Source organism: Porphyromonas sp. HMSC065F10 (assembly GCF_001808555.1).
In the GTDB taxonomy this organism is placed as follows: Bacteria; Bacteroidota; Bacteroidia; order Bacteroidales; family Porphyromonadaceae; genus Porphyromonas_A.
This window is the reverse complement of sequence record NZ_KV793774.1, coordinates 1-22,010: the sequence shown is the minus strand read 5'-3', so window position 1 is coordinate 22,010 and position 22,010 is coordinate 1. Positions and strand designations below refer to the sequence as shown.

The following is a 22,010-nucleotide window of genomic DNA, read 5'->3' as shown; positions in this document are numbered from 1 at the left end:
GCATAACTAAGCATAGGTCACAGATTACGAGGACCTTACTTTCGTCGAGTCAGCCGCCTCAGGTAGCGCCACCCCATCACCACTCCGGTCACGGAGACCACCAGTCCGCCCAGCACGAGCGTCAGCATCGCCACAAGGCGGATCGTCCCATGCTCGGAGAAGAACTTTGACCTCAGGTTGTGGCAGAAGGGGTAGAGCCACTTCTGCAGCCGATCGTTGCGACTGAAGTAGCGCGAGTAGCCACCGGTGGGGCTGACATAGAGCCGGCTCCCATCTGCGTCCTCGACACTCACCCGATAGATCGGCAGCTCGTAGTCTCCCCGATTGTAGGCGTAGTAATTGTCATACTCATCGATCAGCTCGATCCTCATCGGACTGCCAAAGACCGGCTCCAGCTTGCTCCGCAGATCACTCTCCGTGAGCCACAGCGGTGCCAGGCTCGGGTCACTCCCGTCGAGGGTCTCACTCCTCTCTCCGTAGGTCACCTCATAGTAGGGCTTGGTGCCGTACTGACGCCAGGCAATCCCCGTGACCCCGGTCCGTGCAGCGAGCTTACGATAGTCGGTGGCGAAGAGGGAGAGGTCAACCGGATCCTCCGCCCGCGACCGCTTGGCGAGACTCTTGTCGTGCCTCGGTGTCGGGAAGTCCGAGAGGTCAATGAGCGAAGAGGCTCCACTGAGGGCGAAGAGCATCAGGGAGAGACCGAAGAGGCAACCGGCGATGTGGTGCCAGCGGAAGGTCCCACGGTATGGACTGCCGAGACGGTGCCGGCGCCTGTAGTGGCGGATCAGCATATGGATCCCCACCACCAGTCCGCTGAGGCACATCACCCCGCCCAGTCCACCGAGGAGGCTGACCACCCAGACCCAGAGCGATCTATTGCTCCGCAGCCCGGGGTAGTAAAACATATGGGGGACGGTCCCCAGCGAGGAGACGATCCGCTCTCGCTTGGTGCAGCACTGGAGCGCCCTCCCACTCTTTCCCGAGAGGTAGAGCCAGGTCCCCTCCGGGTCATCGAAGACGAAGCGGTAGATCGGCAGTTCCTTCTTATTCCGCTCATAGGCGGTCCAGGTGTCGATGCTCCGGAGCGTGTCGATGTGCGCTATCGGGTAGCTGCTGAAGCGACCCGCATAGCTTCGGCACCACTCCTCGGGCATCGCCTTGGGATCCACCGGGGCGAGCGTACTGTCGGCTCTCAGCGTCAGCCTCGTCCCCGAGTCGGTCTCGATGGTAAAGGTGGGGACGCCATAGGTGGTGCCGAGAGCGAGCGCCGTACAGCGCTCCCCCTCCGGCAGGCGACTCCTCACGCTGTCTAAGGGTGGCAGCAGCTCCGGGATGGTGTCGGCGACCCTGTCAGCCGCATCCCCCAGCCGGGGATAGCTGCTGAAGATCATCACCGACCCGGAGATGAGCCAGAGGACAAAGAGCGGCGCGAGGATCGTCCCGAGGATCCGATGCAGTTGCTTCCAGTGCTTCATTGCGGGGGATTACTTCACCGACATGACCCGGCTGATCTCGTAGCCGGAGGCGAGGTCGGCTCCCTTCGTCACCTTACCACTCTTGATGTCGTAGACGTAGAAGCGGGCACTGGGGTCATCATTCACATTGGCACCGATATAGGCCTTGCCGTCTCTCACGTCAGCTCCCTGAGCAAAGGATCCTCTGCAGAGCGGGATGTCCGTCAGACGCTTCACCGTGTGGGTGCGGAAGTTGAGCACCTGATAGAAGAAGACATAGGGGTTGGTCTTTGAGTTCCAGGTAGGATTGTCGGGCGTGGCCTGCTTCGGATCCTGGACGTAGAGGAGGAGCTCATTGTCATTGAGCAGAGCCATGTCCACGATCTTACCGCGCTCCTGACCATAGCCCTCGTAGCTCTTGTCAATGGCGGTCTCGCCACTCTTGACACGGAAGAGCTTACTTGCCTGACGGGTCGAGGATGAGGAGCCGGGCTTGACGCCATCCTCCATCAGGATGTCGCAGGCGATGTAGTAGAAGTTGCCCTCCGCATCGGTGAAGGTGTGGCGGGTCTGCGTGTCGCCATAGGAGGTGGAGCCGATAAAGCCGGCGCGGCTATCGCTCTCGACCTTCTTGACCTTCATCGTAGATGCGTCGATGAATGCCACATAGTACTCGTTGCGACGCTCCCGGAGGAGCTTGGACTTCTTGCTCAGGGGCATATAGACATAGACGTAGATGAGGGTGTTATCCGACTTGCGGTAGCCGAGGAGGCCACTGGAGTTGAATTGCTCATTCTCCTGCGGAGCCTCCAGCTCAAGCTGTCCCTCCTTCTCCACCCGCATCTCGTCGGTATTGATGAGCACCCAATTGACCGCCCGCTTATCATCGCCGGCCGACCCCATCAGCACGATGTGGCTGTCGTTGATCCAGGCGTGAGCGAAGCGACGGTCGAGTACCTGAGGCGTAGGGATCTCCTTGATCATCTCGGCGGCGGTGCCGGTGATCCTAAACTTCCCGAAGTTGCCTGCTCGCGAGACACTATAGTAGTAGCCGTTACGGTAGACCACATTGGACGTGAGGGATGTGCCGCTGATGTCGGCACCCTTGCCCTCCACGCTGAGGGTCCCCTTGGAGAGGTCGTCCGCCTTCAGGATGACGTAGGCATCCTGGCCCTTCATGGAGCCACTGAGATCATTGAGGGGGATCCAGAGGTCGATCGATCCGGTCTCCTCGGCGGGGTTGGGAGTATCCTTCCCTGACTCCTCGCAGGAGGAGAGGGAGAGAGTCGCAAGAGCGACGATGAGGGTGATGAGTATATTCTTGAGTTTCATAACGATATTGTGAGTTACTTAATGGATTTACGATAGACCGGGACTATACGCTCGATCTCAAAGCCGGCCTCCAGCTCAGCGCCCTTGGACACCTTGCCACTCTTGAGGTCGTAGATGTAGATGCAGCTATTGCCGCTCGCCACATTGGCACCGAGGAAGACCTTGCCTCCCGAGGGTGCGGCGAAGTGGCTGAAGTTGCCGACAGAGAGGGGTACGCCCTCGATGCGGCGTACCTTGTGGGTGCGGAGGTTCAGGATCTGCCAGAAGAAGACGTACCTATTCTTTGCCGAGTCCCAGATGGGATTGCCGGGCGTAGCCTGCTTGGGATCCTGGACGTAGAGCATCACCTCATCGTCGCTGACCGGAGTAAGATCGATGATCTTGCCCCGAGGCTGATCGTAGGCGTCGTAGGACTTGTCTGTCTCCATAGCACCGCTATTGACGCGGAGGATAAGGCTCCGCTGTGCTGTGGTACTTGGTCTCGTCGTCTCCTTGAGGATCTTGGCGGCCACGAAGTAGAAGTTTCCCGCCTTGTCGGTAAAGGTGTTGCAGGTCCTATTGTCCCCAAAGGACATAGATCCGAGCCAGTCCGCCCGCTTATCGGTGTCGACCGACTTCACCTGCATCGTCGCCGCGTCGATGAAGGCGACGTAGATCTCTCCGCGGAGCATCTTTGCTCGGTCACTGCGCTTCTTGGAGATGTAGATGTGGGGGAAGATGAGTGTATTATCCGACCGGCGATAGCCGAGGAGACCACTGGCACAGAAAATCTCATCCACAGCCGGAGCCTTCAGGGCCAGTGTGCCGGAGTCGAGGAGCTTCATCTCCTGCGTATCGATCCTCGCCCAGGAGACCTCCTTTTGCTTACCGGTGGAGCCGACCAGCACGACCGTCTTCCGATCGAACCAGGCGTGGGAGAACTGCCGATCCTTGATCATCGGCAGTGGAAACTCCTTGATCGTCCGGACCGTGGCACCGACCTCAAACTTCCCGAAGTTGCCCTCCCTCGATACACCGTAGTAATAGCCGTCCCTATAGATGATGTGTGGGGTGAGTGACGTACCACCCGTATCGGCGCCTTTCCCGGTGATGGAGATCGTCCCCTTCGTGAGATCCTTGGCACGGACGATGATATTTTGGTCATACTCCTTCTGAGTCTTGCCGGTGGCTCCCTTGACCGGGATCCAGAGGTCGAAGCCCTCCGCCTCTACAGGCGTAGGCGTAGGATCAGGGGTGTCCTCCCCGCAGGAGGAGAGGAGACCGAGGGTCAGGAGTGAGGAGATAAGGAGTGTTGCGAAGTTTTTCTTCATGATGTCGTGATTAATTGAGGAATAGACGGAGCTTGCAGTAGACGGAGCGCCCCGGCTTCTGCAGCATATAGTTGTCGTAGAGCGGACGATCCAGGAGGTTGTCGCCCTGCAGCGAGATGGAGTATCTATTGTGGCGGAAGGACCACGTGACCCCTCCGGAGAGATTGTACTGGCTGGGGATGATCGCCTTAGACTCACGGGAGCCAAAGGCTGCCCAGGTGAGGTAAAACCACTTGATGTACCCGAGGGAGAGATTGAGCCGGATCTTGCTCATATTGATCCCAAAGGGCTCCCTCATGGTCAGTCCGGTGATCAGATTGCCGTAGAGCCAGGGGCGATTGGGGATCCGGTAGCCGTAGGTGGCATTGGTCTTGCCGTAGCGATCCTGCCTTGTCCGGTCCCGCTCATCGGTGTAGGTGCCATTGAGCGTGATGTCCAGGAGGGAGTCGTAGGTGTACCTCAGCTCCCCCTCCAGCCCGACGATCCGGGAGGTGCCGATATTCTCATACTGGCTCTCCACATCGCTATGGACCACCCGGTGGATGAAGTCGTGCACATCGCGGTAGAAGAGCGTCGCCTCGTAATTGAGGAAATGGCTCTGCGCCGGGGCGGTCTGGCCATAGAGCACAAGGTTGAGGTTGTATGCTCTCTCGGGGCGGAGCTTGAAATTGGGATAAATGGTGATCCCATTACCCATCAGCTCGCGGGCAGACGGGAGCTGCGTGGCGTACTCAAAGGAGCCCTTTACCGACAGCGCCTCCAGCGGGGCATACCGCAGCCCGAGACCATAGCCGATGTTATTCTTCGTAAAGTGAGAGGGCACGTCGGTCGAGCCGGTGAGCCACTCGAGGTCAGACTGACCTATGGAGACGGTGTAGAGGTAGTCCTTGACGAAAGTGAGCGCATGGAGCCTGCCGTTGAGGAGGTAGCCGCCGTAGGAGAGGCCGAGAATGTGCCGTGCCATCCGGTCCTTCGTTTCGTCAAAAGAGGTGTCGTAGTCGTCGTAGCGATGGTTCTCGACAAGAGAGAGCTGGTAATTGAAGTTGAGCTTCCCCCATTTCCTCAGGTCATAGGAGAGATTGACTCGCGCCGAGAGACCGGGACGGAGCGTGTGACGGAGTGCCTTCCCCCGGCGGGTCACCTCACTGTAATTGGTCTCTACGGAGGTGCCGTCCCACGAATACTTCCTGTAGGTGGTGTCAGCGAGCAGCATGTGATCTCTCGCGACAGCGGCATCGATCTGAGCCGAGAGTCCCGGGGTCAGCAGATCCTTCTTGGCATACCTGCCTGTGAGGCTCAGGTCGGACCGTCGCCTGGTCGCCTCGCCTATCACGAGGGTCTGCATAAACCCGGTCTGGATCTCCTTGTCACTCCCGGTGTACTGCACCCCGAGGAGTGCCTCATCGGCCCACCGCACCTGAGTCACCCCGAGCTGCACCCCGGCGGTGAGGGTGCGGTACCCATCGTGGAAGCGGGGGAGGTCCCTCCGGACGAAGTCGTACGCCTCCTCATCCCAGACCGACACCCCCTTCATCGTATAGTTATTCCGACTGGAGAGACAGCTCAGCGTGGGGCGAAGCGTAAGCCCGCTCGCTGCATGGCGATATTGTCCGTGCAGATCTGCACCGATGGTGCCGAAGGAGCCAAATCTCAGGGAGGCATCCAAGAAGCTCGCCCGGCTCTTCCTGGTGATGATATTCACCGCCCCCCCGAGCGCATCCATCCCCAGCTCCGGGGGGACCACGCCCTTGTAGATCTCTATTCGGTCAACGATATTGGCCGGCAGCGTCTCGAGGCTAAGACCACTCCCGCGGGAGGAGAGCGGGACCCCGTCGATGAAGTAGCGGATCGCCTGACCACCGAGACCATTGATCGACAGCTCCACGCCTGAGCCCAGCCCTCCCTGACCACGGACATTGACCCCGGAGGACTGCCCCACCAAGTCGCTGAGGCTGCTGAGGGAGGAGATCACGGAGCTGACGTCGAGACTCATGGCGGAGAGCGCCTGATGCTGTAAGGCGCGCTCGTGCGAGGGAGCGAGCACCACCACCTCGCCGAGCAGCTTTGGATCCTCCTTGAGGACAAAGTCTACCGTCTCTCTCATCGGGAGGGACACCGACCTCGTCTCCTCCCTGTAGCCCATCAGTCCGGCAGTCACCCGATAGTCGCCGGGGGCAAGAGAAAAGCTGTACCTTCCCTCCTTATTGGTCACCATCGCCACGACGACCTTGCTCTCCTGCAGAGGTCGTACCCTGATGGTGACACCCGGCATCGGCCTCCCCTCCGTGTCTGTCACACGTCCCCGAAGCACCTCCGTCGCCTCAGCAGCGAGGGAGCAGAGGAGCAGCAGGAGACCGATCGCCCATCGCATTGGCCTACTCATCCTCAGCACTCAGCTTGACACCGGTTTTCTCATAGATCTTTTTCTTCTCCCCGATCAGGAGGCGGCGATAGTGAGCAAAGAAGCGTGCCCGCTCCACCACCAGCTCCTGCACCTCTGGCAGCTCTCCCAGCCCTCGGGCATCCACGGTCACCTCATAGCCCTCGTCACGCAGGGCGGTGGCCCACTCGTCGGAGATGTCGTGCTTGGCATGCTCGCCCGCCACCATCATCAGTGGCATAAGGCAGACCCTCCGGAGTCCGGTGGCACGGAGACGCCTGAGCGCCTGATCGTAGTAGGGGTAGCCCTCAATGCAACCGACAATGATCTGCGAGAGTCCTCGATCCATCAGGAAGTGGTCCAGCATCGCATACTGCGCTGTGGAGCTGTCGTAGGTGCCGTGCCCCACCAAGAGGTAAGCGGTATCCCTATCCTTCGCCAATGGTACCAACACCCGATCGATCAGCTCTCGGTAGTCCTTCTCGTAGAAGAGGAGTGGCGTCGTCAGGCGGATCTCCCGGAAGTCGCCCCGCCGCTGCTCCACCTCCTGCTCTAAGGCTTTCATCTCCAGCCCATAGATCACCTGAGACGGGACGATCAGCAGATGGGTCACCCCCTCCGCCCGGAGCTTATCCATCGCCTCCATAGGCGAGAGCTTATCGATCCCTCGGTCACGAAGCCGCTTGCAGACGATCCGCGAGGAGTAGGCCTCGCATAGCTCTATGCCGGGGAAAGCGGCTCCGACTGCGTGATTGAGTGCGTCAAGCGTCCGCACACGGGTGTCATCGTGTGTGGTGCCAAAGTGAACCATCAGTATCGCCCCTCTCTCTCCCTCTCTGAGGGAGTCAAAGAGCGGACTCTCCACAAATATCTTCTCCTCACCCCTAACAACTACATTAGAGAATAGCATACAGAGTACACCAAAGAGGATAAGACGGTATGTCTTACTCATAACGTGTATGAAAAACATCCGACCCACTTGCCCCCGAGCGGGATCCGAAAAATTATCTTACAGCCATGGCAGGTCTCCTGACTCACCTCCGGTCTTGCTTGCGTACCTTCCCATCGACTCGGTCGACAGTGGTAATAAAGAATGGCAAGCAGCCTAATGGAGGAATACAGTAGCGGGCACTGTGCCGGACTCGCACCGGACTTCCCTCTTGTGATGGGATGCGCGCCTCAGGCTGAGAGCGCATCGCACCATAGCTCACGACAAAGGTACACTAAAAACCCCCCCTCGCCAACTAATGTTAAGACCTCACCGCCGTCACCCATGCACTGGCTAATTCGCATCGTGAGGTGGAAGTGACACATTGCCGGAGAGAGATAATTTCGTACCTTTGCGGAGCCTTACCCCAGGTGAGAGGTGGGGCGGGTGGCACTCTAAGAGGCTGTCCCTTGCCGAAATAGCTCAGTTGGTAGAGCGACGCATTCGTAATGCGTAGGTCACGAGTTCGAGTCTCGTTTTCGGCTCTCCCTCCCCCGAGAGCGTCTGCGGATGATTTTTATCCGTGGGCGCTCTCACTTTTTTGGAGGTGGCGGGTAGTAAGGGTATATTTGCGAGAAGGACCGCATCGGCAGTCCTACACAGACTATCACACTACAGCCCCCACGCTATGGCAAATATCCTCCAAATGCTCTCCCCGGAGATGAAAGAGATCCTCCGATCGCAAAACATCTGGCCCGATCAGGTACTCTACCTGACCCGCCCGGATCTGCGGCTTGATATGTTTGCCCTCGGGCAGCGCCACTTCGAGATCTTCCTGCAGACCGAGGAGTACTTTCGTCAATTGGTCTCCAAGGCGGACCGCAAGGAGCGGAGTGCGGGCTACAATGTGCTTCCCCGCAAGTTCCGCGCAGTCCTCTATGAGTCCGATGACACCGCCGAGCCGCGTCGGCTGCTCCTATCTCTGCCACAGTCCGACATCCCGGGGCTGCGGGATCTCTACCCCATGCTGATATGGACCACGGATGAGGAAAAGAGCCTGCTGGAGAGCCTGGGGGATGACATCGCCCTCCAGGCCTACCGTGACGGCTATATGGATGGCATGCCTATCGTGGCTCTGATGACCGGTGAGGTGCTCGCAGATGAGGACCCCCGTGGGGAGGAGAAGGAGAGACGCCGGTCCGAAGCGATCCCGGAGGAGCTCTTCGCCATCATTGATGACCGGACGGACGTGGGAGAGACGGCGCAGATGGAGATGAGGGAGAAGGGGATCCTCCCGGAGGATCTGCTGATGATACTGGTCGGTGACGAGACGATGGACAGTCTCTCGGAGCGGCGGACGCACGGCATCCTCCTGCGCTACGATGACGAGAATATGGATCGGCTCTACCGGCAAGCCGACTCAGACAGCCTCCTTGATGCGGACACCCGCACACCCAAGCCCTTCAAGGCCTGCCTACTGAGGGACAATCGTGGGGCGGAGAAGCTCTACAGGCTGGAGGCTCCGCCCAAGTTAGATCCGGATGAACCGGAGCGACCACTCTTCTTCCCCCACCCGTCTATGCACGAGGGGATGGAGGAGGCGATCCCTTTCCTCTCCATCATGGCCACTGAGGACGCTGAGTACCTCTGCAGCCTTGGGCTGACGGAGGAGGATGCCTACATCTTTATCCCCCTACGCCTCTCAGAGACAAGTGACGACACCCAAGATTTATTTCAATCATGAGCTATAAGATAATCCTCACCCTCCCGGCGGTGATGACCCTCCTCCTGACACTCAGCTGCCACAAGACCGTAGAAGAGGGCGCACCCGACTATCCGACCAAGCTAACCGATCTCGTGGATCCCTGGATCGGGACAGGAGGTCACGGGCACGTCTTCCTCGGTGCGAGTGTCCCGCTCGGGATGGTCCAGCTCGGTCCCACCTCCGTCACGGAGGGCTGGGACTGGTGCAGCGGCTACCACATCTCCGACAGCACGATCATAGGTTTCTCCCACACCCATATGAGCGGGACCGGCATCGGAGACCTCCTCGACCTGACGGTAATGCCGGTGACGGGCGAGGTGACTCCGGGGCGAGGGACGGCGGACGATCCGGCGAGCGGTCAGTGGAGCTACTCCGACCGGAGCCGTGAGGTGGTCCGCCCGGGCTACTACGCCACCCGGCTCACCCGATACGGCATAGACGTAGAGCTGACGGCGACAAGTCGGGTGGGACTGCACCGGTACGCCTTCCCCGAGGGAGCAGAGCAGCCGGCGATCATCTGGGACCTTGCCAATGGGGGAAACTGGGACCGGCTGACCAAGGGCGAGGTAAAGCAAGTGAGCGACACGAGAGTGGAGGGCTACCGCTACTCCACCGGCTGGGCAAAGGATCAGCGGGTCTACTTCGCTGCTGAGCTCTCCACCCCGATCCGCACCATCGACTACGGCACGAACCCCACGCCGGGAAAGGAGAGCGACGTGCCTTACAACTATGCCTACATCCACCTGGCTCAGCCGACGGAGCCGGTCCTCCTAAAGGTCGCCCTCTCCCCCACCTCCACCGAGGATGCGTGGGCCAATATGGCAGCCGAGTGCCCCGGGTGGGACTTCGACAGCGTCCGCAAGGCCGCTGACGAGGCGTGGGAGGAGGAGCTGGGTCGGATGCGTATCGCAGCGAGCGACTCCGCCACCCTCGTCACCCTCTACACCGCCCTGTACCACACCCTCATCACCCCCTCCGACTATAGCAATGTGGATGGGTCGTACCTTGGCGCCGACTTTACCAAGCACGCCGACCCGGGCTACACGACCCGATCGACCTTCTCCCTCTGGGATACCTACAGAGCCTATCACCCGCTCTTCACGCTGACTCAGACCGACCGCATGAGGGACATCGTCGGCACGATGACAGCGATCTCGAGCGAGGGAGGCAAGGTGCCGGTCTGGCACTTCTATGCCAATGAGACCAATACGATGGTGGGCGACCCCGGCATCTGTGTGCTTGCTGATGCGATCGTGAAGGATCTCTGCGAGGAGCCCGACTCGGTCTACCAGGAACTGAAGAAGACCGCCCTCCTCAACGAGCGGGGGAAGGATCTCCGCCGTGAGTACGGCTACATCCCCTACGACAAGATGGGCGAGAGCGTCGCCTACGACATGGAGTATGCGATCGCCGATGCCGCCCTTGCTGAGGCAGCAAAGCACCTTGGGCACGAGGAGGACTACACCTATTTCCTCAAGATGAGCAAGTCCTACCACCACCTCTTCGACCCGGTGACCGGCTTTATGAGGGGCAAGGGCAGCGATGGCGAGTGGCACACCCCCTTTGACCCCACCGCCTCCAAGCACCGCGACGACGACTACTGCGAGGGCAATGCGTGGCAGTACACCTTCCTCGTCCCGCAGGATGTGGAGGGGCTGGCGGGCTGCTTCGGCGGAGAGGAGCGGCTGATCGCCAAGTTGGATAGCCTCTTCTCCATCTCCTCCGACCTCACCGGTGCCGATGCATCCCCCGACATATCCGGCCTGATCGGTCAGTATGCCCACGGCAATGAGCCGAGCCACCACACCATTTACCTCTACAGTGTCCTCGGCAGGCAGTCCAAGGCGGCACCACTCCTCCGCCAAGTGATGACGGAGCTGTACCATGCGGCACCGGACGGGCTGTCGGGTAATGAGGATGCGGGGCAGATGAGTGCCTGGCTCCTCCTCACCGCCATCGGGCTCTATCAGGTGGAGCCGGCGGGCGGGCGCTACTACTTCGGCAGCCCTATCATCGATGCAGCAGAGCTGAGCGTGCGAGACGGGCACTTCACCATCCGCGTGCACGACAATAGTGCGGAGAATATCTACATCCAGAGGATCCGGCTCAATGGCGGTGACTACACCAAGCGTTACCTCGACTATGAGGACATCGCTCGCGGGGGGATCCTCGACATCTATATGGGGAGCGAGCCCCGAGACTTCTGAGAGACAAGGACTATGAGTCAAGGAAATAAAAAGAGATTGGTGGTGCTCACCGGCGCCGGCATGAGTGCCGAGAGCGGGCTCAGCACCTTTCGCGACGCTGACGGGCTGTGGGAGAATGAGCCTGTCGCCGAGGTGGCTACCCATGAGGCGATCCTGCGGGACCCCGCACGCTGCATCCGCTTCGCCAATAAGCTCCGCCTCGGCTGCGCTGCCGCTCAGCCCAATGCCGGACACAAGCTCCTCGCTGAGCTGGAGCAGGACTACGACGTCACCATCGTGACGCAGAATATCGACGACCTCCATGAGCGGGCAGGGAGCAGCCACGTGATCCATCTCCATGGCGAGCTGATGAAGTGCTGCACCATGGACGACCCGGAGACACCGCTTCCCCTCCCGGACGGCAAGCTGGAGATGGCCATCGATGCCACCGACCGCAGTGGGCGCCGGCTGCGTCCCTTCATCGTCTACTTCGGTGAGGGGGTCCCCCGCATGAGCGATGCGATCCGCGCCACTATGGCAGCAGACATTTTCCTCATCATCGGCACCAGCCTCGTCGTCTATCCCGCCGCCGGTCTCTCCACCTGCGCCCCGAGCGGGATCCCGAAGTTCCTCATTGACCCCAAGCCGGTGCCGGTGCCGGGCGACTTTGAGCAGATCCACGAGGGCGCCTCAGCCGGCGTGCGCCACTTTGTTGACCTCCTGAGGGAGCGAAATCTCTGAGCACCATGACAGAGGATAAGAGAAAGCGGATGGACTGGGCGCAACTCATGGCGAGTGAGCGCTTTGGTCAGGAGGAGTCGGCGGCCGAGCAGCCCGGGCGAACCGACTACCAGAGGGACTACGACCGACTGATCTTCAGTGCCCCCTTCCGCCGGCTGCAGAATAAGACGCAGGTCTTCCCCCTCCCGGGGCAGATCTTTGTCCACAACCGCCTCACCCACACGCTCGAGGTCTCCTGCGTCGGCCGCTCGCTCGGCAATGCCATCGGCCGTGCTGTCAAGGCTGAGGAGCCGGAGCTGCCCTTCGACTTCTCCGACGTCGGCACCGTCGTCTCCGCTGCCTGCCTGGCGCACGACATGGGCAATCCTCCCTTTGGTCACGCCGGGGAGCGGGCCATCCACGCCTACTTCACCGAGGGTGCCGGCACCCGCTGGCGGGAGAGCCTCGAGGCGGAGGGCGGCCGCTGGACCGACTTTGTCCACTACGATGGCAATGCCAATGGTCTCCGCCTACTGACCCACACCTTCTGCGGCAGACGCCCCGGCGGCTATGGCCTCACCTACGCCACGATAGGCTCCTTCATCAAGTACCCCTACACCTCCGCCAAGGAGTGTGAGACGGGGAAGTTTGGCTGTTTTGCGAGCGAGGAGGAGACGCTACACCGAGTAGCGCAGAAGCTCGGGTTGCCTGCGCTCAGCGAGGAGGGCGAGGAGAGCGAGCACCCCGAGTACGCTCGTCACCCACTTGTCTACTTAGTCGAGGCGGCGGACGACATCTGCTACCAGATCATGGATCTCGAGGATGCATACAAGCTTAAGATCCTCTCACAGGAGGAGTGCAGCGAGCTGCTCTACCCCTTCCTCACCGACACAGAGCGGGAGGAGGCCGGTAGGGTGATCGGTCGGCTCTCGGACGACAACGAGCAGATCGCCTACCTCCGTGGCAAGGTAGTCAATCGTCTCACCCTCTCCGCCATCGACACCTTCCTCGCCCACCGGGAGGAGATCCTGAGCGGCACCTTCCACGGCAGCCTGATCGGTGCCATGGAGGAGCGACAGCGGGAGGCGTACAGGGAGGCGCGGGAGGTCGCCTTTGACCGCATCTACTACGCCGGCGAGGTGCTCGACATTGAGCTGGCGGGATTTCGGATCTTCTCCTCACTCTTAGACAACCTGATCGAGGCACAGCGCCATCCGGAGCGAGCCTACTCCAAGCTCTGGTTTAATCGCATCCCCTCGCAGTACGACATGTCGTCACCGACGCTCTACGGCAAGATCCAGTCCGCCCTCGACTACATCAGCGGCATGACCGATGTCTACGCCCTCGACCTCTACCGCAAGTTTACCGGCATGAGCCTGCCCGCCATCTAAGCAAAAGGATATTAATGGAAAGAAAAGACTTCGAGATCATGGCACCGGCCGGCAGCCGGGAGTCGCTTATGGCAGCGATCCAGGGTGGTGCCGATGCCGCCTACTTCGGCATCGAGGGGCTCAATATGCGGGCCCACTCCTCCAAGAGCTTCACGCTCGAGGACCTGCCCGAGGTGGCAGCCCTGCTCCGTGACCACGGGATGAAGAGCTACCTCACCATCAATACCATCATCTACCCCGAGGATATGGTGCGGATGCACGAGATCATCGACGCCGCCAAGGCCGCCGGCATCTCCGCCATCATAGCCACCGACATAGCCACTATGGCCTACGCCTACGAGCAGGGGGTGGAGGTCCACCTCAGCACTCAGCTCAATATCTCCAATGTCGAGGCACTCCGCTTCTATGCCCGCTACGCCGATGTCGTGGTGCTTGCCCGCGAGCTCTCGCTGGACCAGGTGGAGCTGATCCACCGTGCGATAGAGGAGGAGCATATCTGTGGACCCAAGGGGGAGCCGATCCGCATCGAGATGTTTGCCCACGGAGCGCTCTGCATGGCGGTGAGCGGCAAGTGCTACCTCAGCCTCGGGGAGATGAATAAGTCTGCCAATCGGGGCGAGTGCAATCAGATCTGCCGTCGGCGCTACCTCGTCACTGACGATGCCACCGGTGATCAGCTCACCGTCGACGGCAAGTACATCATGTCGCCCAAGGACCTCAAGACGATCCACTTCCTCAATAAGATGATCGACGCCGGCGTGCGGGTCTTCAAGATCGAGGGTCGCGCCCGCGGTCCGGAGTACGTCCGCACGGTCTCCGAGTGCTACGACGAGGCGATCCGGGCCTACTTAGACAGCAGCTACGGAGCGGATAAGATAGCCGGCTGGGACGAGCGACTGGCTACGGTATTCAACCGAGGCTTCTGGGACGGCTACTACCTCGGTCAGCGGCTCGGTGAGTGGACCGACCACTATGGCTCTGCCACGACGGAGGTGAAGGTGGGCATCGGCCGCGTCTCCCACTACTATACGAAGATCGGCGTGGCGGAGCTGGTGCTGGAGACCGGCTATGTCGAGGAGGGCGAGCGGCTCTTGGTGACCGGTCCGACGACCGGGGCGGTATTCTTTCAGGCAAAGCAGATGCTGCTCGGGGACAAGTCCGAGCGAAGGAGCCGCATCGACGAGATCGGCATCCCCTTTAGCATAAAAGTACCCGAGGAGCTGCGCCCGGGGGATCGCCTCTTCGTGATGAGGAAGCGGAAGAAGGAGAGGGGGAGCAAGTACTTCTGAGCCATGGCACCCAAGAGCTATCTCTACATCAGTCCCACCCTGATCGTCCGCGACTATGAGTGCGACATCCAGGGTGTGGTGAACCATGCCAATTACCTCCACTACATGGAGCACGCGCGGCACCAATTTCTCCGCATCATCGGTGACAGCTTCTCGAGCAAGCACGGCGAGGGATTTGACATGTTTGTCACCCATGCGGAGCTGGACTATCACCGCTCACTCCGGTCCGACGACACCTTCGTCATCGGCGTCACGATAGACCGGAAGGGACCCCTCCTCGTGGTCGACGAGGACGTGATCCGCGAGAGCGATGGCGTGGTGGTCTGCTCCGGTCGGGTCCACGTCGCCGGTGTGCAGGATGGTCGACTGACGAGGGGGGAGTACTTCGACATCCTCATGGACTACTGCGACAAGCACCTCAAGCCCCTCCCCTTCCCGTGTCCCTCTCACTGACCCCTGCCGAGCTTGCCCTCCTGCGACTGACGATGCTCCCGGGTGTCGGCTCCACCATCAGCCACGCCCTCCTCGAGGACTTTGACAATCATCCGGAGCGGATCTTTGAGGCAACGGCAGACGAGCTGGCGCAAAACCCCAACATCCGCCCCTCCTTAGCACGACTCATCCGCTCCGAGGACTCCCTCCGAAGGGCTGAGGAGGAGCTCCGGACGCTGAGCGAGAGGGCAGCAGCAGGCGAGACGATCACCCCACTCTTCTATGGAGAAGAAGGCTACCCCGACTACCTGCTCAACTGTGCCGACTCGCCCCTTGTCCTCTACGTCAAGGGGACCCTCCCCGTCGACAGCCCGATGATCGCCATCGTCGGCACCCGTCGCTGCACCACCTACGCAGCCGATGTGATCGAGCGGATGGTAGGGCGCTGGGCGGAGCTAAGGCCCGACCTGGTCATCGTCAGCGGACTCGCCTATGGGGTCGACGCCCTTGCCCACCGAGCAGCAGTCAAGCACGGCCTACGCTCCGTCGGTGTGGTGGCGCACGGGCACTACACGCTCTACCCCTCCCGCCACAGAGACCTCGCCACAGAGATGATCCATAGCGGAGGAGGGGTGGTGACGGAGTACGGCTACCATACCCGAGCCTTCCCGCAGCACTTCGTCCTCCGTAATCGCATCGTCGCCGGGATGACTCGCGCCACGGTGGTCGTGGAGAGTGCCCGACGAGGCGGAGCGCTCATCACAGCCGGTCTCGCCCTTGACTACGGGAGATCGGTCTTTGCCGTGCCGGGGCGGATCTTTGACTCCACCTCCGAGGGGTGCAATAGGCTACTCACCGACCAGCGCGCCACCTGTCTCACCGACCCGGAGACACTCCTTGAGGAGCTAAGCCTCCTCCTTGACGCCAGCACCAAGCGGCAGCTCCCCTTTGCCGAGGAGGGAGAGGGGGACGAGGATCCCATCCTTGCGACACTGCAGGAGGCAGGGACGCTCACGCTCAACGACCTCTCCATGAGGCTGGGTGAGTCACCCGGCATACTCTCCGGACGACTCTTCGAGCTGGAGATGTCCGGCAAAGTCCGCTCCCTCCCTGGCGCCCGCTACGAGCGCACCTCCCTCTGATCCCCACCCCCACCCGATGATCGATTTCTCTAATACCGATATTAGAGAATTCTTTTACCGATATTAGGCTCACCTAATATCGGTATTAGTCACGGCCGGATAAATCCGGCTGGTATAGTTCTTATCCAGCAGCTCTCCTCCTCACCGGAAAGCAGAGGGCAAGACCTATGAGAATCATCAACCAGAAGTAGGGCTACACCCGCAAGAATGGCCGCTCCATAGGCTTAAGTCAACCCTCAAGGGGTCGCAGAAACAGATAGCTCGTATGAGCTCTCCCAGCTCCGAGATCGCCTATAGCACCCGAGAAGTCAGAGTGAGAGATTAGCGAGGCACCACTGCTCGAGTGAGGCAACAGAAGCCTCGCGTATCAGGACAGTGCCGTCCTTGTCCAAAAGGTAGATCGTAGGGACACCCTTAATGTTATAGAGGTCCGTGTCGTGTAGATCTGTGTAATTGTAGCCATGGATCCAGCCCTTAGGAAGCTCGTCCTTAACGGACCTCGTCCACTTCTCAAGGGGTCCCATCTTGTCCACCGTCAGCACCGATAGCTTACAAGCTGAGATAGCGGCAGACAAGGTCTCAGAGGACTGTATGTCAGCCATAACCCTATGGCAGGTATGGCAGGGGACGTTGTAGAAGAAGAGGATCAGTGGGCGCACTCCGAGAAGCGACTTCATCGATGACACTCCATCAAGAGTATTGTAGGTGAAGTCGGCAGCAGGCGTACCGGGGCGGTTCTTCAAGACCAACGAGAGCTGATACTCCGGGATCATTTTATCGTCCTCCGAAGAGTAATCAGAGGCGATAATCGCACGAGCAAAGGGCAGATAGCTCTCATAGTCGCCACGCTCATAGAGGCCGTCAGCCAGGTGGGTAAAGACATAATAGGCGACGGAGTCTGCCTCTGCTCGCCTCATGAGATCCATAACAGCAGGATAAGCAGTCGCAGAGTCGACCTCCGGTAGCTGAGAGACATAACGATCAAAGACCCGGCTCATAAAGTCAGCATCGTGGGTATACGTCTCGTCCGTAAAGACAAGCCCATCCCAATAGTGAAGGAGTCGGTACTCTGCCCGCTCCTCAGGCGAAGAGAGGTCGGACGGGGTGGGAACGGTATCTAACCAAGCTACGCCCGCTTGGTCGAGATAGACGGCAGTATGCTTCTCCCTTGCGCAAGAGAGGAGTCCATAGGACAGCATCAGCGAAAGCGCAACAACGGCAAATATAGATCGACACATAACGTAACTGATATATAGGGCAAATGTAAACAAAAAAGGAGGCACCTTCACCGAAGTGAAAGTGCCTCCTAAGGAATATGTGACGTTAGAGCATATGCTCTATGTCATTTCATGAAGCTAAATCAAAGGGAACGAAGCTCTGAGGTCTTCTTGACGGGTACGATAACCTTGCCATTGTTGATCTTACCCCACTTGTAGGTAACGGTTACAGGTACCTCGATGCTAAAGCCCTCATCAATATTAGAGCCGTTGTTACGATAGGTGAGACGTCCGTAGGGGAAAGTCTTCGTAACCTTCTGACCATTGACAACGACCTCTACAGACTCATTGTCAGCAGTCTGCTTGAAGATGATGTTCTCCGGGATCGTTGTCTCAGCATTACCACCGACCTTCAGACCAATAGGCTTGATATTCTTAGTATCAATCTTGATGGACTGGATATCGTAGTACTTGAAGTAGTTCTCGTGCTTCGGCATGAAGTAATACTCCTTGGTATCCTTGACATAATTACGCCAGTCTTTGAGACTAACGATATCATTAATGTCAAGCCAGGTGAACTCCTCACCAAAGTCCTTACCATCTACAAAGAACTTCTTTGTCTCTGCATCCATGCTAACCGGACGGAGGAAGTGAACGAGGAAGCTGTCACCGTCCTTAAGACCCTTGACAGTCATACGCACACCGCACTCATTCTCGGCAGCAATACGGATGCGAGCCATCATGTTCTCCTCAGCAGCATTGAGTAGCTGCTTACCGATCTTGCTGTTCTGATTGTAAGAAACAACGTAATCGTAGGTATTGGTAACCTTCTCAGTGTCACCGAAGGTGATCTTCTTATCTGTCACGATGGTTGCAACCACCTCAGAGGGCATGTTCTCCTTAACAGCAAGGAGCTTGGTACCATCTGCACTGGGCTCAAGAGTATATCCGAATGCCTCCTTAAGGGTGGGCTGCTTCTTGTCGAAGACAAAGCTTACCTTAGCGCCATCATTGACCTGACCGAAGTCTACCACAATCTTACCTGCATCCTTCTTGGACTTGAAGACGTTGGAGAACGGAGTATCGAAGGTGCAGAGCGTAGGATCAACAGATCCGAGATCCGGAGTCAGAGTATTGAAGCGAACGTAGGAGAAGTTGTCGAACCAGTAGTTATCACGAGTGATCTTACCGAGGTCGAACTCAGGACGCTTGATAGTGGTCTTGAAGGTAACAGCGATATCGTTGCCATTCCACTTGTAGTGACCAGTCTTAGAGATCTCTACGCTGTCCTTGTCCCCAAGAGCATCGATGAGCTCATCACGAGTTACAGTCCATACAAGGATGTAAGACTCAGCGTCCTTGGGATCCTGCTCCTGAGAAATGGTACCGACACCAGTAGTCTCCTGACTCCAATCGAACTTACTGTGGAAGATCTCCTTAGGCAGGTTGGCCTTGTGGTAGATATTCTCGTTCATCCACTTCGCATTGGTCGTGTACTTGAAGCCATCGCAAGAGAGATCAGAAGCCTCAACGACAACGTTGATAGGATCAACGGGCGTCGGCTCAATCTTCTTCTCTACAATGTTGATGACGATGAACGCATCACGAACAACACAGTCATTGCTCATCAGCTTTACATGGACGATCGGGGTACGACCAACGGCGGCACGGTTGGATGACTGACCATATACGCGTGCAGAGATCTTGGATCCGTCAAGAGTGATGAACTCCTGCTGCTCGGTGTCATTGTCACCGCGCTTGAAAGTGATATCCTTGTTCGCCCTGGTGCCGTCCTTCAGGTCAAAGGCATAAGAGAGAGCATACACATTAAAGCCCTCAAACCCCTTGTCCTTGAGAAGAGTGGTCACCTGATCCTTCAGGTCGATAGTCTCATCGTACTGGAGATCTACTACAGAGTAGCGATACTCATCCTCTGCACCGGTGTACTTAGAGTCAAGAGTCCTAGCAAGCGTCTTAGCACGCTCCACAGTTCTGGGGAAGAGCTTGGAGTTGGACTTCTTGGCGAGGTGGAGATCCGTATAAGAGATCACACTCTTGTCAAGCTTTGCCCAGTCAGACTCATTCTCAGCACCATTGACCATAGGCACAACTACAGCGATCTGATCAATCTTATTAGCCTCGTCGTTGATGTACTTGGTCTGTGCGGAGATGTCCACAGTCAGAACTCCATCCTTCAGGCTTACGAACTTTGCAGAGGGGTTAGCCTTAGCAGAACGAAGCACCGTAGGATTGTTGTAGCGGACGTAGATACCATCCGTCTTGATCTGGTCAACAGTGACGTTGCTGGGGCTTACGCGAAGCATAACGCGCGTAGCAGCAGTTACATCGTTCTCGCACGGAGTGGAGAGACCACCAACGGCAACGATCGGCAGAGCGCCGCCCTCATCGGCAACAACCGAAGGGATAAACTTCAGCTGGAAGCCGCTAGCCTGACCAAGCTTAACGATGCCGTCCTTGGCACCCTTAACATTCATCAGGGTAACGACGCCATTCTCATAAACAGCAGAGATAGTTCCCTCGGGCAGCCACTTGTCAGTGGTGATAGTACGAGTGGCAGGCTTGGTATTAGGATCAACCTTCACCCAGAAACCCTTCTCATTACCCGTGGTACCGGGTACGTAGTAAACTCCATCAGCACCCTTAGCGCCGGGATCACCCTTAGCGCCGGGCTCACCCTTAGCGCCGGGGTCACCCTTAGGACCCTGCTTACCTGCAGCAGGATAGTCGGTCTTGTGGTCATCGATGTACCAGAAGCCGTCCTCGCCGATCTTGACGATGGTTCCAGGATTGCCATCCTTACCATTGGTAACCTCGATGGGGTCACCCTTGCTCGGATAGAGCTTGATACCATTGGCTGTTTTCTCGATCTTGGTCACATAGGTGCCACCCTCGAACTTTTTTGTCAGATTGTCCAAACGCTGGTTGATAGCGTCGATGTCACCCTGGAAGTCCTTGGAGCAGGAGGAGAAGACCCCCAGCCCGAGGACAGCAGCAACTGACAGCAAGCCAATCTTAAACTTGTTTGTTCTCATAATTACTGTTTTGTGAATAAATATATTGTCTATTATCGTTTGCGTTTACAGAGAAGTCCTGACGACCACTCGTCATCTATTCTTGGGACAAAGGTGACAAGAAAAATCAAAACTACAAAAAGAATTGACAACAAAAAGGGGTACACTATCTGTACTAGCCCTCATCCTACTCACACTTAGCCCCGGAGACTCAAAGCTCCAGCAGGATACTTCCTCAGTGATATCACTTAGTCTTCATGATGACGACGCGATTCCACGCATTGACATCATAAGGCTGTACGTCGGATCCCTTGTAGTCGATGGTGATCAACTCTGAGGGGACGCCATACTCGCTGATGAGCTTGTCGGCCACGTTGCGGGCACGATTCTCAGAGAGCTGCATGTTGTAGTCAGCACGACCGGTCTGTACATCGGCATAGCCCGTCACGGTGATCGGGGTGTTATTGGCCTTGACGTACTCAGCGGTATTGTAGAGGTTGATCTCCTGGTTCTTGTCGATCTTAGAGCTGTCGATACGGAAGTACACGACATTCTCGTAGTTCTGAGCAACAACGGGCTTTACCTCAGGGCACTCGGGGCAACGTACGGGGCGCTTGCTGAGCTCGGCATTCTGGCTGCGGAGGTCATTGATCTGACTCTGAAGTCCATTGACGAGATCCCAGTCCATCGGCTGCACGCCATTCCAGAGCGTCTCGCCGAGGTTGCAGGTGAGTCCACCGCGGACAGCACCGATAGCATCGGTCGCATCCAGTCCGGGGACGAAGAGCACCATTGGCTCGATCGTGAGCGCTACCCGCGGGTGGAAGTTGATATTGATATCCAGTCCGAGGTTGGCCGAGATGGAGTGATCGAGCTCACGGAAGAAGTTGTTGTCCTCGTTATTGACGCCCTTCGAATTGAAGATATTGAGGAAGTTGGCGTCACAGGCTCCCTGAGAGTAGCCGCGAGCGTAGGGAGCGGCAGTCTCGTAGCTCTCATACCCAGAGATATTGGTACCGAGGTAGCCAACACCGACGAAGGGGACCACATGGAAGACCCGACTCTCATCGTAAGAGGAGAAGTAATTGACGAGGTCAAACATGAAGTCGAAGTGGGGGTTGAGCGCCCGGAGCTGCAACGGACCCTTCACGCCATCGGTCCTATTGAGACCAAAGACCGGGATGGTGTGGTAGTCAAGAGCAAGACGGGTAGAGAAGTAGGGGTTGTGGTGCTGTCCTACAGCAAGTCCCACGCCCCAGCTGGCACGATCGCCGAAGTCAGCCTTGCGACGAAGCTCCGCCTGGGCGTCGTGGTTCCACCACATGTTAAAGGGCATCGATAGGCTACCGAAAGCCTGGATAAACCAGTGCTTGCAGGAGGGTTCGAAAGCGACTTTCGGCTAATTCGCATTTTGATGTGCTGGGAGGGG

The 22,010-nt window shown here is 58.3% G+C and carries 15 protein-coding genes, 1 tRNA gene and 1 riboswitch; of the genes, 8 read left to right on the top strand and 8 right to left on the bottom strand.

The window, feature by feature from the left end:
• Positions 1-35: 35 nt before the first annotated feature.
• Genes HMPREF2890_RS03245 through HMPREF2890_RS03225 form a run of 5 tightly spaced genes read right to left on the bottom strand, consistent with a single transcriptional unit; the run spans position 36 to position 7,431 of the window.
• Positions 36-1,478 (bottom strand): PepSY domain-containing protein, encoded by a 1,443-nt coding sequence (locus HMPREF2890_RS03245; RefSeq protein WP_070465283.1) that lies wholly within the window; start codon positions 1,476-1,478, stop codon positions 36-38.
• Between the two features lie 9 nt (positions 1,479-1,487).
• A complete protein-coding gene (locus tag HMPREF2890_RS03240; RefSeq protein WP_070465280.1) occupies positions 1,488-2,789 on the bottom strand; it encodes a hypothetical protein in 1,302 nt (433 codons plus the stop codon).
• 14 nt (positions 2,790-2,803) lie between these two features.
• On the bottom strand, positions 2,804-4,099 hold the full coding sequence (locus HMPREF2890_RS03235) for a hypothetical protein (protein WP_070465276.1): 1,296 nt from the start codon (positions 4,097-4,099) through the stop codon (positions 2,804-2,806).
• A gap of 10 nt (positions 4,100-4,109) precedes the next feature.
• Entirely contained in the window at positions 4,110-6,482 is a 2,373-nt protein-coding gene (locus HMPREF2890_RS03230) for a carboxypeptidase regulatory-like domain-containing protein (RefSeq protein WP_070465273.1), read from the bottom strand.
• The gene (locus HMPREF2890_RS03225; protein ID WP_070465270.1) at positions 6,475-7,431 is read right to left on the bottom strand and encodes a sirohydrochlorin cobaltochelatase; all 957 of its coding nucleotides are present in this window, start codon (positions 7,429-7,431) and stop codon (positions 6,475-6,477) included. The genes HMPREF2890_RS03230 and HMPREF2890_RS03225 overlap by 8 nt, the downstream gene beginning before the upstream one ends.
• A 49-nt stretch (positions 7,432-7,480) precedes the next feature.
• Positions 7,481-7,699, bottom strand: a riboswitch (cobalamin riboswitch).
• A gap of 180 nt (positions 7,700-7,879) precedes the next feature.
• On the opposite strand from HMPREF2890_RS03225, the gene HMPREF2890_RS03220 reads away from it, so the two are divergent.
• The 8 genes from HMPREF2890_RS03220 to dprA all read left to right on the top strand — a co-directional run bounded on the left by HMPREF2890_RS03220 (position 7,880) and on the right by dprA (position 16,332).
• Positions 7,880-7,952 (top strand) — tRNA-Thr (locus tag HMPREF2890_RS03220).
• A gap of 143 nt (positions 7,953-8,095) precedes the next feature.
• Positions 8,096-9,151, top strand: a complete 1,056-nt coding sequence (locus HMPREF2890_RS03215; RefSeq protein WP_070465267.1) for a hypothetical protein — start codon at positions 8,096-8,098, stop codon at positions 9,149-9,151.
• On the top strand, positions 9,148-11,379 hold the full coding sequence (locus tag HMPREF2890_RS03210; RefSeq protein WP_070465264.1) for a GH92 family glycosyl hydrolase: 2,232 nt from the start codon (positions 9,148-9,150) through the stop codon (positions 11,377-11,379). Before HMPREF2890_RS03215 ends, HMPREF2890_RS03210 begins: the two co-directional genes overlap by 4 nt.
• Before the next feature lie 12 nt (positions 11,380-11,391).
• Positions 11,392-12,099: an SIR2 family NAD-dependent protein deacylase gene (locus tag HMPREF2890_RS03205; RefSeq protein WP_070465261.1), complete on the top strand. Its 708-nt coding sequence runs from the start codon at positions 11,392-11,394 to the stop codon at positions 12,097-12,099.
• 29 nt (positions 12,100-12,128) lie between these two features.
• Positions 12,129-13,469, top strand: a complete 1,341-nt coding sequence (dgt, locus tag HMPREF2890_RS03200; RefSeq protein ID WP_070465258.1) for a dGTP triphosphohydrolase — start codon at positions 12,129-12,131, stop codon at positions 13,467-13,469.
• A gap of 14 nt (positions 13,470-13,483) precedes the next feature.
• Complete coding sequence (locus HMPREF2890_RS03195; RefSeq protein ID WP_246825271.1) at positions 13,484-14,758, top strand: peptidase U32 family protein; 1,275 nt, start codon at positions 13,484-13,486, stop codon at positions 14,756-14,758.
• Positions 14,759-14,761: 3 nt separating this feature from the next.
• On the top strand, positions 14,762-15,211 hold the full coding sequence (locus tag HMPREF2890_RS03190) for an acyl-CoA thioesterase (RefSeq protein ID WP_070465255.1): 450 nt from the start codon (positions 14,762-14,764) through the stop codon (positions 15,209-15,211).
• Positions 15,196-16,332, top strand: a complete 1,137-nt coding sequence (gene dprA / locus HMPREF2890_RS03185; RefSeq protein ID WP_083289770.1) for a DNA-processing protein DprA — start codon at positions 15,196-15,198, stop codon at positions 16,330-16,332. Before HMPREF2890_RS03190 ends, dprA begins: the two co-directional genes overlap by 16 nt.
• A gap of 308 nt (positions 16,333-16,640) precedes the next feature.
• Here the strand turns inward: dprA and HMPREF2890_RS03180 are convergent, their stop codons facing one another.
• From HMPREF2890_RS03180 to HMPREF2890_RS03170, 3 genes are all read right to left on the bottom strand, one after another.
• Positions 16,641-17,570, bottom strand: a complete 930-nt coding sequence (locus HMPREF2890_RS03180) for a DUF5106 domain-containing protein (RefSeq protein WP_083289769.1) — start codon at positions 17,568-17,570, stop codon at positions 16,641-16,643.
• Positions 17,571-17,692: 122 nt separating this feature from the next.
• A complete protein-coding gene (locus HMPREF2890_RS03175) occupies positions 17,693-20,602 on the bottom strand; it encodes a collagen-like triple helix repeat-containing protein (protein WP_070465250.1) in 2,910 nt (969 codons plus the stop codon).
• A gap of 223 nt (positions 20,603-20,825) precedes the next feature.
• A complete protein-coding gene (locus HMPREF2890_RS03170; RefSeq protein WP_070465248.1) occupies positions 20,826-21,905 on the bottom strand; it encodes an OmpA family protein in 1,080 nt (359 codons plus the stop codon).
• Positions 21,906-22,010 lie beyond the last annotated feature (105 nt).

Coding starts and splice junctions, on each gene's coding strand:
- HMPREF2890_RS03245 (WP_070465283.1), bottom strand. CDS start 1,478: ATGAAGCACTGGAAGCAACTGCATCGGATCCTCGGGACGATCCTCGCG.
- HMPREF2890_RS03240 (WP_070465280.1), bottom strand. CDS start 2,789: ATGAAACTCAAGAATATACTCATCACCCTCATCGTCGCTCTTGCGACT.
- HMPREF2890_RS03235 (WP_070465276.1), bottom strand. CDS start 4,099: ATGAAGAAAAACTTCGCAACACTCCTTATCTCCTCACTCCTGACCCTC.
- HMPREF2890_RS03230 (WP_070465273.1), bottom strand. CDS start 6,482: ATGAGTAGGCCAATGCGATGGGCGATCGGTCTCCTGCTGCTCCTCTGC.
- HMPREF2890_RS03225 (WP_070465270.1), bottom strand. CDS start 7,431: ATGAGTAAGACATACCGTCTTATCCTCTTTGGTGTACTCTGTATGCTA.
- HMPREF2890_RS03215 (WP_070465267.1), top strand. CDS start 8,096: ATGGCAAATATCCTCCAAATGCTCTCCCCGGAGATGAAAGAGATCCTC.
- HMPREF2890_RS03210 (WP_070465264.1), top strand. CDS start 9,148: ATGAGCTATAAGATAATCCTCACCCTCCCGGCGGTGATGACCCTCCTC.
- HMPREF2890_RS03205 (WP_070465261.1), top strand. CDS start 11,392: ATGAGTCAAGGAAATAAAAAGAGATTGGTGGTGCTCACCGGCGCCGGC.
- dgt (WP_070465258.1), top strand. CDS start 12,129: ATGGACTGGGCGCAACTCATGGCGAGTGAGCGCTTTGGTCAGGAGGAG.
- HMPREF2890_RS03195 (WP_246825271.1), top strand. CDS start 13,484: ATGGAAAGAAAAGACTTCGAGATCATGGCACCGGCCGGCAGCCGGGAG.
- HMPREF2890_RS03190 (WP_070465255.1), top strand. CDS start 14,762: ATGGCACCCAAGAGCTATCTCTACATCAGTCCCACCCTGATCGTCCGC.
- HMPREF2890_RS03180 (WP_083289769.1), bottom strand. CDS start 17,570: ATGTGTCGATCTATATTTGCCGTTGTTGCGCTTTCGCTGATGCTGTCC.
- HMPREF2890_RS03175 (WP_070465250.1), bottom strand. CDS start 20,602: ATGAGAACAAACAAGTTTAAGATTGGCTTGCTGTCAGTTGCTGCTGTC.
- HMPREF2890_RS03170 (WP_070465248.1), bottom strand. CDS start 21,905: ATGTGGTGGAACCACGACGCCCAGGCGGAGCTTCGTCGCAAGGCTGAC.